Origin of the sequence: Streptomyces sp. NPDC006602 (assembly GCF_042870385.1) — a bacterium.
GTDB lineage: Bacteria > Actinomycetota > Actinomycetes > Streptomycetales > Streptomycetaceae > Streptomyces.
Genome location: NZ_JBIAHG010000013.1, coordinates 93,055 through 111,827 on the forward strand (window position 1 = coordinate 93,055; position 18,773 = coordinate 111,827).

Annotated in this window: 15 protein-coding genes and 1 pseudogene; 9 read left to right on the forward strand and 7 right to left on the reverse strand. The window is 65.6% G+C overall.

Features of this window, described 5'->3' with window-relative positions; all coding sequences use genetic code 11:
- Nucleotides 1–59: 59 nt before the first annotated feature.
- Complete coding sequence (locus ACFYO2_RS28900; RefSeq protein ID WP_307181809.1) at nucleotides 60–1,535, reverse strand: ATP-binding protein; 1,476 nt, start codon at nucleotides 1,533–1,535, stop codon at nucleotides 60–62.
- A gap of 390 nt (nucleotides 1,536–1,925) precedes the next feature.
- Between ACFYO2_RS28900 and ACFYO2_RS28905 the strand changes: the two are divergent.
- Nucleotides 1,926–2,251, forward strand: a pseudogene (locus ACFYO2_RS28905) (hypothetical protein); the annotation flags it as partial.
- Between the two features lie 4 nt (nucleotides 2,252–2,255).
- On the opposite strand, the gene ACFYO2_RS28910 reads toward ACFYO2_RS28905, so the two are convergent.
- The 5 genes from ACFYO2_RS28910 to ACFYO2_RS28930 all read right to left on the reverse strand — a co-directional run bounded on the left by ACFYO2_RS28910 (nucleotide 2,256) and on the right by ACFYO2_RS28930 (nucleotide 9,334).
- Complete coding sequence (locus ACFYO2_RS28910; protein WP_388354933.1) at nucleotides 2,256–3,239, reverse strand: PD-(D/E)XK motif protein; 984 nt, start codon at nucleotides 3,237–3,239, stop codon at nucleotides 2,256–2,258.
- Nucleotides 3,236–5,956: a Z1 domain-containing protein gene (locus ACFYO2_RS28915; protein ID WP_388354935.1), complete on the reverse strand. Its 2,721-nt coding sequence runs from the start codon at nucleotides 5,954–5,956 to the stop codon at nucleotides 3,236–3,238. Before ACFYO2_RS28915 ends, ACFYO2_RS28910 begins: the two co-directional genes overlap by 4 nt.
- On the reverse strand, nucleotides 5,940–7,370 hold the full coding sequence (locus ACFYO2_RS28920; RefSeq protein ID WP_388354936.1) for an ATP-binding protein: 1,431 nt from the start codon (nucleotides 7,368–7,370) through the stop codon (nucleotides 5,940–5,942). Before ACFYO2_RS28920 ends, ACFYO2_RS28915 begins: the two co-directional genes overlap by 17 nt.
- 250 nt (nucleotides 7,371–7,620) lie before the next feature.
- Nucleotides 7,621–8,103 (reverse strand): NUDIX domain-containing protein, encoded by a 483-nt coding sequence (locus tag ACFYO2_RS28925; RefSeq protein WP_388354937.1) that lies wholly within the window; start codon nucleotides 8,101–8,103, stop codon nucleotides 7,621–7,623.
- A 10-nt stretch (nucleotides 8,104–8,113) separates the two neighbouring features.
- A complete protein-coding gene (locus ACFYO2_RS28930; protein ID WP_388354939.1) occupies nucleotides 8,114–9,334 on the reverse strand; it encodes a helix-turn-helix domain-containing protein in 1,221 nt (406 codons plus the stop codon).
- A gap of 215 nt (nucleotides 9,335–9,549) precedes the next feature.
- On the opposite strand from ACFYO2_RS28930, the gene ACFYO2_RS28935 reads away from it, so the two are divergent.
- The 8 genes from ACFYO2_RS28935 (at nucleotide 9,550) to ACFYO2_RS28970 (ending at nucleotide 17,927) form a co-directional block, all read left to right on the forward strand.
- Nucleotides 9,550–10,443 (forward strand): aminoglycoside phosphotransferase family protein, encoded by an 894-nt coding sequence (locus ACFYO2_RS28935; protein WP_388354941.1) that lies wholly within the window; start codon nucleotides 9,550–9,552, stop codon nucleotides 10,441–10,443.
- Nucleotides 10,444–10,582: 139 nt separating this feature from the next.
- Nucleotides 10,583–11,560 (forward strand): methionine adenosyltransferase, encoded by a 978-nt coding sequence (locus ACFYO2_RS28940; protein ID WP_388354943.1) that lies wholly within the window; start codon nucleotides 10,583–10,585, stop codon nucleotides 11,558–11,560.
- A complete protein-coding gene (locus ACFYO2_RS28945; protein ID WP_388354945.1) occupies nucleotides 11,560–12,486 on the forward strand; it encodes a phosphotransferase in 927 nt (308 codons plus the stop codon). The genes ACFYO2_RS28940 and ACFYO2_RS28945 overlap by 1 nt, the downstream gene beginning before the upstream one ends.
- Nucleotides 12,483–13,193: a histidine phosphatase family protein gene (locus ACFYO2_RS28950; protein WP_388354947.1), complete on the forward strand. Its 711-nt coding sequence runs from the start codon at nucleotides 12,483–12,485 to the stop codon at nucleotides 13,191–13,193. Before ACFYO2_RS28945 ends, ACFYO2_RS28950 begins: the two co-directional genes overlap by 4 nt.
- Nucleotides 13,186–14,478: a serine--tRNA ligase gene (gene serS / locus ACFYO2_RS28955; protein WP_388354949.1), complete on the forward strand. Its 1,293-nt coding sequence runs from the start codon at nucleotides 13,186–13,188 to the stop codon at nucleotides 14,476–14,478. Before ACFYO2_RS28950 ends, serS begins: the two co-directional genes overlap by 8 nt.
- Before the next feature lies 1 nt (nucleotide 14,479).
- Entirely contained in the window at nucleotides 14,480–15,502 is a 1,023-nt protein-coding gene (locus ACFYO2_RS28960; protein WP_388354951.1) for a glycosyltransferase, read from the forward strand.
- A 242-nt stretch (nucleotides 15,503–15,744) separates the two neighbouring features.
- A complete protein-coding gene (locus tag ACFYO2_RS28965) occupies nucleotides 15,745–16,503 on the forward strand; it encodes a hypothetical protein (protein WP_388354953.1) in 759 nt (252 codons plus the stop codon).
- A 320-nt stretch (nucleotides 16,504–16,823) separates the two neighbouring features.
- Complete coding sequence (locus ACFYO2_RS28970; protein ID WP_388354954.1) at nucleotides 16,824–17,927, forward strand: hypothetical protein; 1,104 nt, start codon at nucleotides 16,824–16,826, stop codon at nucleotides 17,925–17,927.
- Here the strand turns inward: ACFYO2_RS28970 and ACFYO2_RS28975 are convergent.
- Complete coding sequence (locus ACFYO2_RS28975) at nucleotides 17,924–18,265, reverse strand: hypothetical protein (protein ID WP_388354956.1); 342 nt, start codon at nucleotides 18,263–18,265, stop codon at nucleotides 17,924–17,926. The two genes, ACFYO2_RS28970 and ACFYO2_RS28975, sit on opposite strands and share 4 nt — an antisense overlap.
- Nucleotides 18,266–18,773: the final 508 nt, after the last annotated feature.

The following is an 18,773-nucleotide window of genomic DNA, read 5'->3' on the forward strand; positions in this document are numbered from 1 at the left end:
CAGCGGGATGTAGACGGTGTCGAGCAGAGTAGGGGCGGCCACTGACAACGACTCAGGGCTCATCCGCTCCAGAAGCCCTGCAGTTGGTCGAAGGGAGGCATGGTCCGCAACCTCTCGCGCGCGGCGGCGGGCGATCGGCCGCCCGAGACGAGTGACTCGTAGATGCGCTCAGCCACCTCGGTAGCAGCCTCGTCGGCGGGTCCTGGACCACCGAACGGTTCCGGGTCGTCACTGGTGTCCGTCTCATGCATCACGCGGAGGGCAGCGACGGGCACCGTCTCCTCCAGAAGCCGGATCAATGCGCGTACGTCTGCAGTGCTGTTGCCGCCGGGTCGCAGGGCAGCCTGGACCAGCGGATGGCTGCGGTTGATCCTGCACGTGACCCGGCCATCCGGTCGGCGGACGTTCCACGCGTACGACAGAGGATCACCGTGGGTACGTGCAGCGACCTGTCCACGGTGCCGCAGCACGTCTGCGGCCCTCGCCCGAGCCTGTCGTGCGATGCGGTGGAGGTGCGGGCGTAGGCCCACGGGTGGGACAACGCTGGACTTCCTCACGTCGACACCCCATTCGACGTCCGTCTCGGCCGGGATGTCGACGGCGATGCGCGCCAGGTTGTACTTCTCCTCGCGACGCATGCCTCTCTGCCCCAGCCAGTCGCCGGCCAGGATCAGACGGTTGCGGCGGTAGACATAGAAGCCCTGCTGGTCGAGCCACCCTTGTGGCCCTGCAGCCAGGCCGTACTCCTCAGGGGTGAGCCGGTGGGCGCTGGGGAGGATGAACGCCTCGACCCTCACAGAACTGCCGCTGAGAGGCAGTTCCTCGGTGGGGAGCCGCTGGACAGAAGGGTGGTTGCCCATGAACGGATCCCACGGTTCCACCGGGGTTCCGGACACACGCAGGCTCCGGCGCCGGCTCCCGGCGAGGAACCGGGCGAAAACCATTCCGAGGTGTGACTCCGTGCGGGCCGCCTCGGCGTAGAACTGCTTCTGGGTGCGCTCATCGTCCTCGCGGACGTCACCGCCGTTGTAGCCGTTGAGCCGCCGCCAGAGCACGATCGTTCCGTGGCCAGTGCCGCTCCGAAGCCTGTCCAGCACGGTAGTTGTGTCGACGTCTGCTCCGTGGAGGAGCCTCCACTCGCCGGACTCCTCAACGACGTCGAGGTCCCAGGTCCGTATGTGCCACACCCCATCGGTCGCTGTGGCCACGGAGAGTTGCCGTGACTGCGAGAACGAGGCGGACTTCAGACCCACGCCGAAGCGGCCCAGGTCAGTGGAGGAGCGTGACGTCGCGGGCCCGCGAGCCGCCACGGTCATTGCCGTGACAAGTTCCTGGGCGCTCATGCCCCTGCCGTCATCGACGACTGCGATCCATGAGTCCCGTCCCGCCCAGGTGAACTCGACGTCGATGTTCCGGGCGTCAGCCGCGATGCTGTTGTCGACGAGATCCGCGACGGCAGCCGGCAGCGAGTACCCCAGGGAGCTGAGCGAAGCCACCATGCCCGCGGGTTCGGGGGCCGCGATGTCGTACGTCATGGGTGGTTCCAGCCTGCTTCCCCGATATGGGCCCTCTCACTGTGCGGCTGACTCATGATCCACATGAACCAAAGGAACACCGCGAAATCAAGGAGGTGCCCCCTCCGCGTCGTCAGTTTATGCATCCGGCAAACGCCCGCCCAAGGTCGATGCTAGTAGGCGCGGGATCAATCATCCGGTGTTCTGCGGATTTCCAGCTTGCGCGGTGACAGAGACATGGTGACCGCCATCGCCCCACAGTCACTACCGTCATTCGCGGTCGAACTGGCCGAGGCATTCGACGAGCACTGAAGCCAACTGCTGGGTCGCTGTGGGCGAGCTGTAGGGCCCGCTCGGGAGTGGGGCCAGCCTTCCGGCTGGACCTCGGACGCGTTGAAGTTGGTCCTGGCCGGGTCGGCGACCTGGAACGCCACCGTTGCTGCAGGAGTCGGGTACACCCGAGCGAGATCGTCTCGTCGGCCGGGCCCGCAGCTGCTCTTTCGACCGTTGATTGCCAGCAGGTGTCGTCTAGGCCAGCCGCTACGGCTTGGCGGACTGCGATTTCACCGGGCGGAGGGCGGTCTCTGCGCCCGACGACGCGGCGCCAGCGACCGGGCTGTGTTGGCTCCCGATCGCCAAGGGCCCCACACCCCACGGCCTTCGTCACCCATCGGACCGTGATGGAGGACCTCGGCACCGAGAAGGTCCTCATGGATGAGCGCATGGGCCACATCGACCGCATTAGGTGGGTGACCAGTCTTTGGGATTGGTGGAAAGAAGCCACGACCCACAAGCAGCCAAGTCGAGGTCGTACGAGACTCGCACGACTCCGCCCGGCAACCCAGTGGGGAAGGAATCGTGAGTCAGGCGAGGGAAGTCATCCGTGACCCGGTAGAGACACTCCTCAACAATTCGGTAGGGTATCTCATGGGTCTTACGTTGGACTGGGCTGTAACCCCGCCTTCCAACCTTTTGTAGGAATCGCTCTCGGGCGGCCGGGTGATCTGCTAGGTCCGTCGCCACCCTGTCGACGAGCTTGGGCAGCGTGTTGTTGGCCAGTTGGTCCCGCGTCACGCGGAGGCTGAAGAGATAGAGTTCCCCCGTCTCTGGAGCTGCGAGTTGGTCCAGGCTCCGGATCGTGTGGACGCTGCCGGCATCGCCACTACGGGCGGTGGCCTTGACCTCGACGGATGCGTTCGGCCATTGGAAGTCGTGGCGGGATCCCTCGGACGCTGTCCAGGCTTCTATATGCGTTGGCGTCACGCCGGCCCACCGCACCAGAAACCACAGCTCCGCAAAGAGAGCCAATGCGTCGTTGTTGGTGAGGCGGCTGGAGTCCACCTCCCAGAACCACTTCCACCGCTCAAGGACGTCACCCACAGCGGCGGCCCTCTCCGCTCCCTGCAGTGCTCCAGCGAGGTGAATGATGTCAGCGGCCACGGCAGCGAAAGTTGTCACTGCTGCTGCGTCCAGGCAGGCAACATCCAGATAATCGCTGACCGGTTGACCGGCCACTTGATGCTCACCCACCCGGACTTGAAGGCCCTTGGTGAGGGTGCTCGGTGCTTGTGTGCCTGGCGGCACGTGTAGCAGTAGATGACAGTGCCCGTCGGCATCTACTGCGGCCCACAGGTCATCGGCTGGCAGCTTTTCCGCAGACAGCAGGCCAGGAGCTGGCGCATCTGGAATCTGACTCCACAGGTTCTCTAGCTCAGCCGCGTTCACGGGCGCCCTGCCTTATGTCCAACCACGTAGGGAAGGCTCCTCGGGCTCGTGGAGTAGGGAAAAGAAACGGCGTATGCCAAAACGCATTCGGGCCGCTCAATTCCCTCATCGAACAACCTTCGTCGGTTCTTCGCGTTGGCGCCCACTCCACTGCTCGGATCGATGGGGTAGAGGACGAGCAATCCCTCTCGCGACGACCGCTGGGACCTGAACGCATCACCAAGCGTGGAGAAACCCCCTGACTCTTGCAGCTTGCGAGCCTCTTCAATCTGGGCCGAGGTGAGTCCTTGCAGCTCGTCCTCCGGCTCAGTGACCACACCAAGTGAGCTGGGGTCCTTCGCGAGCCTGCTGCGTTGGATCATTGTCACCTCAGGATGTCCCGAGATGCCCAAATCGACCGTACGGTGCTCGTTCTGCTGGACGCGGGCAGACGAAACCATTACCCGCCAGGACACAAGTTCATTGTGCTGGGTCTGGGCCTGAATATAACTCGCGACGGACGGCACGTCGAAAGCGCTCTGGTCGCTGAACCGGAACAGTTCGATAAAGCGAACAATGGCCTCGGCGCTGACGCCTTCCCAGTTTAGGCGCCCAGGGTCTGCGCGGTGTGGTGCTCCCAAGGAGCCCAGTAGAGCGCGAGTGGTTCCGAGGTTCTCACTACACAGGTCAAGAATCATGGGGTCGTCGAATGGGAAGCGGAGGGTCTGGAGTTTCCTGCCGTCGAAGGATTCCTGCTGGAGCGAGGTGTCCTTCATCTTGTTCTTGGCTGTCGGCAGCATTTTCTCGTGGCTACGGATCCGTGGCGCGGCGTCCCACGGTTTGAGTTTCCGGCGCGCGTAGTGCTCTATCTGCCGTCGAAGCTCCTCCTCGATCGTGGCCAGGTCATGGAACCACGTGACAAGCAGCTGGGTGCTGTACAAGCGCGTCAGATCGACGTAGTCGCCTCGATAACCAAACCAACGCCCCATCTGAAGGAGCGTGTCGTAGTAGGGGCTGCGTCTTACGAAGTACGAGACGAGGAGTCCCTCGACGGTGACACCTCGGGAGAGCTTGTTACCTCCAACCAAGACGGCCTTGAGGTCCGGTTCGATCTCGAAGTCGAGCTCGTCTTCGTGGTTTGAGTTCAGGATCCGGACCTCTACTCCTGGGGTGAGCAGAGCGTCCAAGTGCTGCTCCAGCTTCTCGAACGGCGCGTCATTGTCGAGGTCCATCGACGAGGTGAGCGGACGGAACTCAGTGTCCCATCGATCACTTAGCACGGGCAGGAAGTTTTCCCGGTCATAGCGCCACTGCTGTCGCATGTGACCGAGCTCGGCGGTGATCTCGGCAGCGAGCTTGTCCTGGGCTTCCTTACGCATATCAATATGCACAAGCATGGTGCAAGGCTGATCGGCACCGTTCCGCGCCATCCGACCAGCAGCTGCCAACAAGAAGTCAATAAGAGCAGCTTTGAGAGTGCTTGGGATTACGGGAGTGTAAGGCTTTCGCTTCCCCTTCGGAGGAATGACCTGCTCCACCTCGAGTTCCGGAACGATCCGAATTACATCAAGCCCGTCGACCTGCCCGACTTCACCGGGGAGCTGCTCGCGGCCGAACAGACGGTCAGAGCCGACGTATTTCTGGCCAGGAGGATGGGGCAGGGTGAGGATGAAGTCCTGTGGGAACAGGTCGTCTCCACCTTCGCGGTCTTCCGCGTTGGGGTTGATGAGAATGTTGGCGAAGGGGGTCGCCGTATAGGCGACGTAGGACACCCGCGCGAAACAGCGCAGCAGCCTCCGGATGCGAAGGTTGATCGCGCTGGGGTCCAGCTCGTCGTCTGCCGGTATCTCTCCGTCGAAGTCCGCTGCCCTGAGGTCGAGGACCTCGGACACTGGCTCGTCATCGGGACGGTTGCCACCCGTGTTCACCGACGCTTGGTCGGCCTCGTCGTCGACAACAAGGACCGGCACATGCTCAGGAACCTTGTTTTCGAGCCAGTCAAGAAGTCTGTCCAGGCGTGTCTTGTTCTTCTTCACCACCAGGATGACCTGGTTCTGCCCTTGCAGAGGTCCGACATTGACCCCTGGGTCGAAGTCGCCATCGAGGTCGTCCCGGGTCAACCAGGTCCAGTACTTCTCCGGGTCCCCTTGCCCCACGCCTTTGGGGAACGGAACGTTCTCGTGGCCGAGGTCGCGCTGAAGGCGCCTCTGCGTCTGCTGGCGCAGCGTGTTGTGGAGCCCGGAAAGCACGATGATGATCTTGTAGCCAGCGTCGGACGCCTTGGCTATCAGGGCGGAGAAGTTGCTCGTCTTGCCGCTCTGTACGTGACCCACGACCAGACCGCGCACAATGAACGGTTCCGGGTATCGCGGGTTCTCCAGGTGGGCCAATACTCGGTCACTCGCCAGGTCGACGCTGTCGATCTCGTAGTCCTGGCGGCGCAGTACGTGGCTGAGGAAGCGACGCTGACGCGCCCAGTAGTAGCCCTCGGCGGTGTCCCAGTCCTCGGCCCAGGGCCGCGGTCCTCCCATGGCGGTGAGCTCGGTTGGGCGCACAGTGCGGATGATGGTCGTGGTCCGCTGCTGCTGTTCCCAGTGGCGGCGAACGGCGTCGTGGTCCTCCGTCGGCACGAGGCCGGGGTAGCGGGAGAGGCTTTCCTCAAGGGTCAGCTTGTCCCTGTCCATGATGGCCTTGAGGACAAAGAGGTGCCCCTCTATACGGTCACCAACCGAGGTCATGAGCCACCTCCGGGGACAGAGTGCGCAGGGCCGACATGATCCGGTTGAGTGCCTCGCTCTCACCGGCTTGACTCGCGGCAGCTTCGAGTGCCCCACGCGCTGACAGCGGAGCGGCCTCCGGCACTCGCGAGGTTGTGCCGACGTCCCGGTGATTTGCCAACGCAGGTGAGAAAGCAGTGGGCCTGATACTCGACGCCTGCTCGTGGCCGGGGTCGGGCTGGCCGGAGGATAGACGTACGGTGGGCGCTGGTGACGCCGACGCGGCACCTGACCGCCTGGGGCGTCTAGGCGGCGGGCTCGGAGGTCGTTGCTTCTGACGGTAGGCAGTGTCAGCCGCCCTGCCCCAGGTCGTCACCAGGGGTGTGAGCTCCTTGCGGAGCTCCTCGGGCAGTGTGACGGAAGCCTTGGCCACGTTGACGCCGAAGGCGCTGTCGAGCTCCGGGAAGAACTCCAGCGATATACGGGCGAGTTTGGCGTGCTCATCGACGGCTCGCAGGCGACACCAGCCACCGGACTGGATCAGACGTTCGGCTCGGTAGATGTAGAAGCCCTGCTGTCGATTCCAGCCCTTGGGCCCTGAGGCCCGCTTCCATACAGCCTGCGACGAGAAGTGGTTCTGGTTGGGGAGTACAAAGGGACGCAGATGCACAATCGCGTTGCCGTCTAGGGAGCGCACCTCCATGTCCTCCTCCTGCAGGGCCGAGGTGCTCGGCTCTGCACGGCAGAACGGGTCCCATGCTTCCACGGGAGTTCCGTTCACCGTGATTTGAAGCGGCTCCCGGTCGGCAACCTCTCCAGCAAGGAAGCGATGGAACACCATGCCCAAGTGCTGGTCGATGTCCTCGGCGTGAGCGATCAGCTGCTTCTTCGCCCACCCTCCGAACGGATCCTGATACCGGAGAACGCGGTCGAGGCCCTCCCACAGGACGACCGTGCCAGAAGCTTCACCGAGCACAGCCCGGGTCGGCTCGGGCAACTCGTCAGGGGCCAGGTCGAAGATCTCCCAATTGTCCACTTCGTCGATGTGGTCGAGGTCGAGCTGACGGGCCTCCAGTGTGGCTCCGGGGGTGTCCGCACGGGACACCACGGTCAGCCTTCGACACTGGGAAGTGGACGCCGACTTGAGCCCGAAGCCGAAGCGCCCCAATTCCGCCCTGTTGTACTCACGGTCGCTCCCATAGCGGAACGCCTCGCTCAACGTTTCGGCGTCCATGCCTCGCCCGTCGTCCGAGATACGGATCCAGGAACGCGTGCCGTCGAAGTGCACGGTGACGTGCACAGTCGCTGCGTCCGCGGAAACGCTGTTGTCGACGATGTCTGCCACTGCGTGACGCAGGTCGTAACCCAGGTTGCGAAGCGAAGTCAGCGTGCGCCGCGCTCGCGGCACCACTTGGATGGTCTTGCGTACAGCCACGAACGGCCCCCCACTCGAAACTTCCCCAATCCTGCCATCTCCAACGGTTATTGACGACGAGTACTACCGCTGGTCATCTGGGAAGACGGAGAACGATCGGCCCCTTCAGGTTGTCACTCGTATGAGTTCCTGCGGAGTCCCGGAGCGCAGTATGGGCGTGGGGCCATGCATCGCTGGTTTAAGAATCGCCGTTACAGTGAGCCTTCGCTGCCCAGGATCGTCGCGCGGGCTGAGGCCAAGCGGCTCCTACTCAAGCCCCAGTTTCTGGCGACACTCCTTGTTCCAGGTAGGCGGTCAGGCCAGCTGCGCGGGCCTGGATCCCGGCGGTGATTCGGCGTACGAGGCGGGGAATAGTGAGCTCTGGCAGTTGCTCGGCGTGGTGGAAGTCGTAGCTACGGAGCTCGTCGGCCTGCAGCGCGATCTGCTGGCGCTGGTCCGCGCTGAGACGGCCGCCGTCGAAGAGGTAGAGGACCTTGTCTCCCTCCCCCGGATTCGGCGCCCAGTCCACGACGAGCAGGCGGCCGATGTGGGGCTTGATGCCCAGCTCCTCGTGGACTTCGCGGACGCAGGCTTGCCGGGGAGACTCCCCTTCCTCGACGTATCCGCCGGGGATGTCGCGGTAGTCCTTGTACGAGGGTTCGACGAGCAGGACTCGGTCGGCGTCGTCGAAGAAGAGTGCGCCGGCTGCCATACGCGGGTGGGCCATCTTCGCTTCGTGCTCGTTCTCGCTCACGGAACGGACTCTAACCGCCGACGACGCCGAGCCTGCGTGCCAGGTCTGCCACTGGCTGGGACGGGCGGCCTCGGGTGCCTCGGATCCAGCCGATGACCAGTTCCCGGCTCAGGTAGTGGTGGCGCACCTGTTCCGGGGCAGCCTGCTCGGCGTCCAACAGGGTGGCCAGGGCTTCATCGGTCCGGTTCCAAGCGCTGAGTGCTCTGGCGACTTCCAAGCCGTGCCTCACACGTCGTTCCACAGGCAGGTGGCTGGTGTCGATGCGTTGTCCGAGGTCGGCAGCTATCTGGATGTCTCCAAGCTCTCCGGCAGTGGCGACGCAGTGGATGGCCACGTTGGTCGGGCCGAAGGCCGTCCACAGGTGGTTGGCGTCGGCGCCCAACCGCTGCGCGGCTTCGTCGGCTTCTCGAAGGAAGGTCTGCGTCGTCGCCCGGTCCTCCGCTCGGGCGGCTGCCATAGCACCAGCGAGGAAGAGGGTGCCGTAGACCGAGAGGTATTCGTCGTTCGCGGTGCTCAAGCTGGGTTGCATCACGGCCGCCGCATCGTTCACCAGCTGGACCGCCGGGGTGAAGCGCCCGGTGGCCAGCAGGCAGTGTGTGACCGCCCGGAAGAGCGAGCCCGTCACCGCGCTCTGACCGCTGTGCTGCGCGGCCGTCAGGCCGCGGTCGGCCGCGATCCATGCCAGCTCCGACTCCCCGACCTTGCCCAGCACCATGGCCGCGCCTTGGTAGGTCAGGGCGAGCAGGGCATGAGCCTCCTCCCTCTTACGCCCCGAGTACGCGCGGGATGCGGCGAGGGCATCGGCCAGTACGAGGGGAAGGCGTCGCGTGGCGAAGCCGTAGCGGGACGCCTGATAGGCGTCGAGGATCTCCTTCACGTTGGCCCGAAGGTCCTTCAGGGCGGGCGGTTCGTCATTGGGCGGAGGTCCCAGCAGCGGCGTGAGCTGCTTGTAGTCCATGAGGGCTTCGCGCAGGGCGGGGACCGTGCGGCGGCCGCTGTCGTTCGACCACTCCATGAGGGTCGGTTCGGCGAGCAGGTCTCCGAGGGAGACGTCGAGGGCCTCGGCGAGTGAGGTGATCACCGAGAGCCGGTCGAGCTCGATCCGATTGTTCTCCGCTTTGCTCAGCCAGTCCGTGGTTCGTCCGACAAGGCCGGCCAGGACTTCTTGGGAAAGGCCGCGTCGGCGCCGGTACCAGGCGACGCGCTCGCCGATGGTCAGGTTCTCTGTCATCCCTCGCATGTCCTGAGCATCACCTCGTGGCCGGAATCGACCCCGGAAGGATTTTCCGGGGTGCTGCGGGGTGCCGTACCTACTGTCGCAGTAGATCGAAAAAGCCGCGGGGCAATGTGGTCAGCTTCCTTCGCCTCGCCTGGCTTTGGTGATCGGTCCTGCTTCTCAGATGGGAGCAGGGCACGGCTCGCTGATACGGACTGGAGGTGTGGAGGGTGCGCAGCACGAAGACGGCGGAGCCGTGGATCGAGCAGGGTCTCGGCCCGTTCGGCCCGGCAGCTCTCAAGCCGAACTCCAGAACGCGGTTCGCCACGGACGGCAGTGCCTTGCTGAAGATCTACGTGGGCGTCGACCCCGAGGGCCGGCGCCAGCGTGAGGCCGCGACGGTCGAGCGCGCTGCCCTGTGGGGTATCTCGGTCCCCGCCGTCCTGGCCACGGGAAACGATGGGGCCGGTTCTTGGACGGCATTCCGGGTGGTGGATGGGACGCCGTGCTCGGTAAGCACGCACTCAGCGACTGAGGAGTACGTCGGTCACGTCGTGGCTGTGAGCAGCAGGCTGCACCGGCCTATTGCTGGCGCCACTGCCGGCTCCGGCTGGGAAGCACGGCAAGCAAGTGTCCTTTCCTCGCACCAGTTCCTGCTCGATCAGTTCTCTTCTCGCTGCCGGTCGCTGCCCTGGTGGGCGGTGCTGAGCGAGGCCCTCCAACCGATCGATTCCCATCCGGTCGTTCGCCTGCATGGTGACCTCAAGCCCGAGCACCTCCTCGTCGACGGCGAGCGCCTGCACGTCGTCGACTGGGAGGCGAGCGCCTGCGGACCGGCCGTCCTCGACTACACCGACGTGGTCTTCCACCTCGTACGCGACCTGCTGTACGAGGGCGTAGCGCCCGGCCACATCCCGGTGGATCTCTTGACCCAGTTGCCATTCAGCGGGCCGGTTCTTGCCTGGCGCCTGCTCCTCTGGCTCGATCGCCGTCGGACGCAGGACATCGACCTCATCACTGTCCACGACGTCTATCGACTCGCTGCCGAGGAACAGGCTGCCTCCGCGTACCGGTCGCTCGCTCAGACTGTCGCGTTCCTCCGCGCGGCTGGCGTTCCTCGCTGAATCCTCCACTCCAGCGCTCGTCCAGGCGTGCTGACGCCTGCGCTCATCCCCTTCTGCCCACCCCTGAACGGGAGTTCGTGATGCCTCGTACGAGCACGACCATCGACAACAGCCACCTCGTCATCGATCCGGCTGGGCCATGCCGGTGAATGGGAGGGCCGCGCCGTTGTGCGGCGGCGAGCGGATCCCGGTCGAGGACATAGTGGAGGCCGAGGTCCGAACGTTCTTCGCCGAGCGACTGCCCGAGGTCTCGGCCCACCTCGACATCGTCTTCAACATCACCAGCAATTCGAGCCCGGGTGCTGTCCTCACCGGCGACGGGGTGCCCGACCGCACCCGCTGGTTCAACCCGCGCTCCGTCGAAGATCTTCGCGAGCGGCGGGTACGGCTCTCCAACGACACGTCCCTCGGCACCGGCTGGGCGCCGGAGAACCCCTTCGAGTCATTCGTACGGGAACTGGTGGACCACTTCTCCGGGAAGAGCGAGTTCACGCTCGCCCACGCCTGGTGCGGCGCGGACGTCAAACTCATGGGCTACTGGGACGGCGCTCAGGCCGACATCGTGTTGTGCGTCCCCCAGAAGTCGCGCCACGTCGACAGTCGGGCGGAGTATGTCCGTAACGCGGAGACCGTCCTTGCCGAGTGCCACCGCCTCGCCGACCTCCGGCTGCCCGGAGCGGAGGCCCGCTTCAGGCTGAACGCCCGCGACGTCCCGGAGAAGGACGAGTTGTACCTGACGTACACCGGTAGCTCGATCGAGTCGGGTGACGAAGGTGTCGTGGGGCGAGGCAACCGGGTCAACGGGCTGATCACACCGCTGCGGCCGATGAACCTTGAAGGCGCCAACGGCAAGAACCCGGTCTATCACGTCGGAAAGCTCTACAACGTGGCCGCGCAGCGACTCGCCAACCGGCTCCACGAGGCGACCGAGGGGCACGCCGAGGTTCACCTGGTGAGCACGACCGGGCAGCGACTCGATCAGCCCTGGCGCATCCTCGTCCGCCTATCCTCTCCCGACGCCGAGGTGGACAAGGTGCAGGCCCTGGTCACCGAGGCGCTCGGCGAGTTCCCGGCCCTGACGGACGAGCTGGTTTCCGACGGGATCGTGCTGAGCTGATGGTGCTGCGGACGCTCGGAGAGGTTCCCGCAGGGTGCCGACAGCGGCTACTCGCGCACTACGGGCCGGAAGCCCAGGCGTGGCTGGACGCAGCACCGGCTCTGCTGGAACAGGCCGCCGAATGCTGGCAGTTGTCCCTCGGCGACTATCACGACGCCGGACACGCCTCGGTGATCGCGACAGCGACCGCCTTCGACGGGCGTCCGCTACTCCTCAAGGCATGGACCGACCCCACCCGGTATCGCCACGAAGTGAGTGCACTGCGGCTTTGGGCCGGCGGACCGACGGCGGACGTCATCGAGGCCGCTGACGACCTGGCGGTGGCCGCCCTGGAGCTGGTGGGAGGGCGCCCTGGTGGCGCCGAGCGGCCAGAGCGCGAGGTTCAGATGGTGGCGGCTGCCCTTCAGGGGCTGCACACCCTCGGCCAGCGCCGAAGGCGACCGAACAGCTTCCCGCTGCTCACCGACCACCTCGGCACGGAGATGCTGCCGCGGATCCGGCGACGGATGGAGACGCTCGACCTCGACGCATGGAACCTCCTCGTCGACGCCGCGCTCCCGGCGCTCGCCGGACTGCAGGAAGACCCAGGCAGGACGACTGTCCTGCATGCGGACTTGTATCGGGAGAACGTGCCATTCGACTGGCTGGGGCATCCGCGCCTGCTCGATCCGCTGCCCATGCTGGGCGACGCGGCATTCGACTGGGCCTTCTGGACCGTCTACTACGACCTTGGGCACGGGACCTACGGGCGGCTCTCCGCTGCCGCCCGGATCTCCCGGATCCCTATCCCCGTACTCGCGCCGTGGTGCCGAGCGCTGGCCCTCGACGGACTCCTCTACTACCTGGAGACCGGGGACCCGAGAGCACCGCGGATGGCTGAAGTGCTCGCCGGCCTTTCCGCGTCGCCCCCAAGGAGGGACTCGTGACCACCTACGTCCTTCGCCACGGACAGACGAACTACAGCAAGCGGTACCTCGTCAACGGCGACCCGTCCCAGCCCATCCACCTGACCGAGGAGGGCCGGCAATCGCTGGTCCTGGGCTGGTCCACCCTCCCCCTCCACACCGTGCGGACGTGGCTGACCAGCGAGTTCCCGCGTGCCCAGCAGACGGCTTCGCTACTGATGGGTGTGCCGGCGGCGGAGCTGGTCATCGACCCTCGTCTGAACGAACTCGACTACGGAGAGTTCGAAGGCCGCCCGTTCCTGGAGTACGCGGTCTGGCTTGATGGCCAGGGTCCCAACGAGCGGCCTGCGGGTGGCATCGAGTGCCAGCGCGACGGCATCCGGAGGATGCTGACCGGACTGCTCGCCACCCTGGAGCGCCCCGGACCCCGCGTTCTCGTAGGCCACGGCCTTTTGGCCTCCGTGCTCCTCTGGCATCAGAGCCGATCTCCGAAGGAGGCCATGCCGCTCTTCTTCCCGGAGGCGCCGTACGTCGAGCCGATCGCCATACCCGACGATGAGCTGCCGGATTGGATCACGGCGCTGATGGGGGATCTCGGCGGAGACGTTCCCCAAGGTCGCGCCGACCGTGGTGGCGCGGACATATTCCGGATCGGCGAGGGCTCGGCGGTTGCTACCGTCGATTCCGTATCCCACCAGCCGGATCAAAAGGATCTTCCTCATGCATGATGCCCGCGCCCTAATCGAAATGGGTGCCGAAGCGGTTCGTCGGCTCGCTCGTCGCGGTTACTCTCTGGACCTGTCCGAGCTGGAGTCCCTCCAGTCTCGGCGCAACCAGAACATCCGCTCGGCCGACGAGCTGCGGGCTGAGTCCAAGCGGGTGGCGAGCGAGGTCCAGCAGACGGCCAAGCAGGGCGGCGACATCTCCAAACTGAAGGAGCGCGCCCGCGAGCTGAAGGACCAGATCCGGGACATCGAGGCCGGGCAGGTGCAGGTCGAGGAGAAGCTCCGCGACCTCCTCCTCAGCATCCCGAACCTGCCGGACGACGCGGCCCCGGACGGCGACTCCGAGGAGTTCGCGGTCGAGGTCCGTCGGGCCGGCACTCCGCCGGCCTTCCCGTTCGAGCCGAAAGACCACGTCGACCTCGGCGAGGACATCGGCATCCTCGACTTCGCTCGGGCGACGAAGCTGTCCGGCCCGCGCTTCGCGGTCTCGCGCGGCGCCGGAGCAGCACTGGAGCGTGCCCTGGCCACGCTCTTCCTCGACCTGCACACCCGTCGGCACGGGTACGTCGAGCACGCGGTCCCGTACCTGGTCACCCGCAAGACGATGACCGGCACGGGGCAGCTGCCGAAGTTCGAGGAGGACCTGTTCAAGACCGGCGTCGCCGACCGCGAGCTGTTCCTTATCCCGACGGCCGAGGTACCGCTGACCAATCTCTACGCCGACGAGATCATCCCTCCGGCCGAGCTGCCGCTGGCGCTCACCGCGCACACGCCGTGCTTCCGCTCCGAAGCAGGCTCGTACGGCCGCGACACCCGGGGCCTGATCCGCCAGCACCAGTTCGCCAAGGTCGAGATCGTCCAGATGGTCGACCCGGCGGACGCGGACGCCACGCTGGAGACCATGGTCGGCCACGCCGAGGCGTGCCTGAAGGAACTCGGCCTCGCCTACCGCGTCGTCAAGCTGGCCGCCGGTGACACGGGCTTCTCGGCCCAGCTCACCTACGACATCGAGGTCTGGATCCCGAGCCAGAACACGTACCGCGAGATCTCCTCGGTCTCCAACTTCGGCACCTTCCAGGCCCGCCGGGCCAACATCCGGACCCGCGGCGAGGACGGCAAGCCCAAGCTCGTCGCCACCCTCAACGGCTCCGGCCTCCCCATCGGCCGCACCTTGGCCGCTCTCCTTGAGCAGTGCCAGCAACAGGACGGCTCCATCGTCCTGCCCGAATCGCTCGTCCCGTACCTCGGCTTCCGCCGTATCTCGGCGGACGGAAAACCGGAGGCATAACGTGCTCGTCGGCGTCTGCGACTTCCCTGGTAGCTACGCCTTTCCACCCGCCGGCTACGGCGGGATCGAACGATGGCTATGGGCGGTCGCCGTAGGCGCCCGAGCCGCAGGCGCCGACGTACACCTCCTCGGGCCGGGCTGGCTCACGGACCTGGAGAACGACTGGGTCCGCCGGCCGGTCCGCCTGGAGGACCTCAACACCGGATCGCTCGCCGAGCGCGAGCTCCGCAGCACCGGATACGACCTCCTGGTCGTGGGCCACGAATACCCGTCTCTGCCGGCCTGGACGCGCACCTGGAACGAACTGGACTGCGACGTCGCCACCTTCCAGCACTCGCCCGTCTTCCAGCACGCCGACACCGCCTTCGACGGCAAACGGTCACGGCTCTACTGCTACTCGCCCGAGATGATCGAGCGGTACGCGGAGCACCAGCCGATCCCTGAACTCGCTGTACACCTCGGTCTGGACGAGGACGAACCGTCGGCCGTCGCCGGTGACGACCTCGTGTGGCTCGGCCGCATAGACGAGGAGAAGGCGCCGCACATCGCGGTCCGAGCCGCCCAGATCCTCGGCCGCCGGATACAGATCGTCGGCCCCGTCTTCGACGAGACATACGTACGACGCCACGAGCGTCTCTTCAGCGCAGGCCACGTGAAGCGGGCCGGCGAACTCGGCGGCCCCGCCAAGACCGCTGCCATCCGCGACGCCTCCGTCTTCGTCTACACCTATGCCCGTGCATACGTGGAGGCCGGCGCCGCCGTCTTCGGCGAGTCCCTCCGCGCAGGCACCCCCATGGCCGCGCTCACGTGGCGCGAGGGAACCTGCGCCGAGGCGGCCCTGTGCGATCAGACAGGCGTGAACACGGTGGCCGACCCCGACGAGGACGACGAGGCAGCAGCGGAGCTTCTCGCCCTTGCGATCGAGCAGGCCGAGGGCCTCAAGCACACGGAGGTCCAAGAGATCGGGATGCATCGCTTCGATCCGGCCCGCCACTTCACCGCGATGTCGACTCGGCCATGCTGACGAGCGGTTCCAGACATCTCGTACTCGGGCCGTCGGCCCGTTCGGAGGTCCGCCTACCTGCGGTCCTACGCCAAGTCCTCGGAGCACAATGGGAGTTCACCGTCTCCGACGGCCGGATCGCGATCGAGCATGCGCACAGAGGATCGCCGTACTGTCCGCCTCGTCGGACCCCGTCGTGGGAAGAGCTACTGGCAGGGCTCAAGGCGGGCTTCGCGGCCCAGGGCGTCCCGCAGGACGCCTGCTTGCCAATTCGGTGGGGCCGCGAGACCGAGCTGACGATCTCGGCCGTCCAAGCCCTTGACCCCCTCCTCAAGGACGGGCATCCGCTGACCTACCGAAGCGGCTTCCTGCCCCAGCCTGTTGTCCGCTTCACCGGGCAGCGTGACGCATCGGGCGACCTCCGGGAAGGATTCCTGACCTCGTTCGTCAACGTTTCCCGTGTTCAGCCGATTCAGCGCATGGACGAATACGGTGTGATCTTGGACGGTTGGCTCAGCGTGCTGTCACGATTGGGTTTCCATGCGCGCCACATCAGCGTCCAGGGCAAACTGGCAACATGGCGGCGCCGTCAAGTCGAAGGCATCACCCTTCGCTTCAGCCACCTCGACCTGACTCTCGGCGACGTCGTCCTCCTCTGGAATACCGACAACCCTGAGCGCATGGCGGTAGACCTCGGCACCGGACTGGAACGGCTGGCCTGGGCACGTACGCAACTGGGGTGGAGAGACCTCGTCTTCGGCAGGTTCGCGACCCTGGCGCCCCCACCAACCCTGGACGCCGTCCGAACCGCCACTCTCCTCCTTGGACATGGCATCCGTCCCGCCGCACGGGGGGCCGGCGGAATCACACGCCGGGTGATCGGAACGATCGACCCTGATTCGGCGCGGCTGGGCGTCAGCTCTCTGGTCCGCGCCTCGTATCGCTATTGGCGACTGTTCGGCGAGCCGAATGTCCCATGGCCAGCCGTGGCCATGGCGATCGAGGAGGAGTTGGGTATCTGACGGAGGAATTCTGGCGAGGTCGAGCTCGACTGCCGGGGAAAATCTGTCCATCTTTACACCAGTTGGTCCTTCGTCATCCAATCGAAGCGTTTGACAGCGAACCCAGCCGCTTCGGCTTCTCTCACCACAGGATCGTCACCTCGGCGGGGAGGCTGACCACAGCCCGTTGCCGATCCAGGGTGAGCCCCTCCACGCGGTCCGTACGTCGGCCGCGTCCACCAACCAGGCGAGTACCTGCGCCCGTTGTCAGTGCGTCATGCGAACCTCAACCTCGTCCAAGCGCTCGCGCAGCCGGCGCACCTGCTGAGGTGGAGGACGACATGAGTAACGACACGCGGACCGCCGCGCCTTCGCCGGAGGACGCGCTGCGCTCTGCCCGGCTGCTTGCCCGTGCCGATGCGGCCGTCATGGCGCTCTTCGCCACGCGGGCATACGAACTGGGCTGGACAGTACGGAGCAAGCTGAGCGGCATCCTGGACCACGTGACGCTGTCCTGCGACGCGGGGCATACGACTCAGGTAACCCCTGTGACCGCGCTGCACCCCGAGCTCGGCAGCACGATCGTCCCGGCACCCGCGGGGAACGCGTTCTTCATGGCGGCGGGAATGACGTCCCTGGGCGCTTTCCCCATGGCACTGAAGGAGTGCCAGCACTGCGCGGGGAAGCGGTGGGAGGAAGTCGCCCGAGCGTCGTTCGCCGCCTACGCCATCGAGACCGATCTTCGAATCCTGGCCGACGCCGCATCCCCTAACGGGTATCCGGCGAAAAAGGTTCGCTGCCTGCACGGGCATGAGTTCACCATCACCGCGATGAATCCTCGTACCCCCGGGCGCGTGCCGGGGAGTGGCTACGGATTCACAACGGGTTCCGACGGCGTCGGCGCCCCCTGCGTTACGTGTCGCGGTATTTTCCAGACGCCGAAGCTTGTTGAGTTCAGGCGCCGCGCCCGCGAGCAGAACGTGATGATCCTGGACGTCATGTCGGACCGCATCGCCCAGACTGTGCGCCTATGCTGCGTTGCCGGGCACCTGACCTCGGTGGGCATCAACACTGGGTTGAAGCGCGACTTGTTGTGCGCCCGATGCAGCGGAGCGGGCGTTCGCCCCGAACCAACCGTGTACTACGTTGTTACCGACGGGGCCATGGTGAAGCCCGGAATCTCCTCGGGTGACGGACGAGGGCGGCTTGATACCCACCGCAGCGAGCACGGTCTGGGTCGAGTCCGCAGACTTATAGTCGACCTGCCCGTCGGCGCAGCTCGTGACGTCGAGCGGCATGTCCTGGACTGCCTGGTCGGCCAGGGCATCCGACCGGTGATGGGCTCCGAATATTTCGATGCCGCGCATATTGACCGGGTGCTGGAGCTGGCTGACGGATGGTTCGCAGCGAACCTGCCGAACTCCCCGTGGACGGTGACCGCCTAGGTGCGGTCTCTAAACCAGTTCAGGATCCCTCGGGCGTCCGTGATCACGTTCGTGGACGACCCGCTCTGCCCGTCGTCGTCCTGGTACTCGTAGTCCTGGCGGATGCCGACGTCGTCGGTGAACGTGTCGGTGAACGTCTCGCGACGTGTGTATTTTCCGTCGGAGCTCCAGCAGTCACGGCTCGTGGTGCGGGTCTCCGTGCGACCCTTGTAGGTCTCGTCGTACGCGTCGAGGAAGTCGCTCAGGAACGTCGCCTCGTCGTCCGTCAGGCGCGTGCCGGAGACGTCCAGACGCTCGCCGATGTAGTCGCGGAGCCGCTGCTTCTCGTGTCGATCCACGTTTCCATCCCTGTTCCCGTCCGGTGGCCCGGAAGGCCATCCAGACCGATGTCGATCATGCCGGGCTCCAAGTCAGGTAGAGCTCGAGCTGGGTGACATTCTCCAAGATCTCGGGGGAGACCGTCAGCAATCCGCGGTAGCGGACAATGAGGATCTTCCAGACGAGCACCAGGTCTACCACTTCACCTCGTGGTTGCGCTGAGTCACCTCGCCCACCCCTTCCTCGTAGTCGTCCGTGCCGACGAGCACACTCACCGTCGCGCCCCGGTCGGGCTGATCCCACTCACCTGCAACGAGATCCAGCGCTGTTCACGACACCCGTCGTCCGCCCCATGCGTGATGCGGCCCTTCGGCTCAACTGTCGGCTTGGCGACGCCGTCATCAAGCCCGAGTGCAGGCCAGCCATTACCGCCGACAAGTCACGGACCGGACATGAAGATCACGATCTACGGTTGGAGTACAAAGCTAGGTCAACCAAGGGAGCTTCTTGCCAACCAAGTTAGTCAGC

Coding starts and splice junctions, on each gene's coding strand:
- ACFYO2_RS28915 (WP_388354935.1), bottom strand. CDS start 5,956: ATGACCTCGGTTGGTGACCGTATAGAGGGGCACCTCTTTGTCCTCAAG.
- serS (WP_388354949.1), top strand. CDS start 13,186: ATGCATGATGCCCGCGCCCTAATCGAAATGGGTGCCGAAGCGGTTCGT.
- ACFYO2_RS28970 (WP_388354954.1), top strand. CDS start 16,824: ATGAGTAACGACACGCGGACCGCCGCGCCTTCGCCGGAGGACGCGCTG.
- ACFYO2_RS28930 (WP_388354939.1), bottom strand. CDS start 9,334: ATGACAGAGAACCTGACCATCGGCGAGCGCGTCGCCTGGTACCGGCGC.
- ACFYO2_RS28945 (WP_388354945.1), top strand. CDS start 11,560: ATGGTGCTGCGGACGCTCGGAGAGGTTCCCGCAGGGTGCCGACAGCGG.
- ACFYO2_RS28900 (WP_307181809.1), bottom strand. CDS start 1,535: ATGACGTACGACATCGCGGCCCCCGAACCCGCGGGCATGGTGGCTTCG.
- ACFYO2_RS28940 (WP_388354943.1), top strand. CDS start 10,583: ATGCCGGTGAATGGGAGGGCCGCGCCGTTGTGCGGCGGCGAGCGGATC.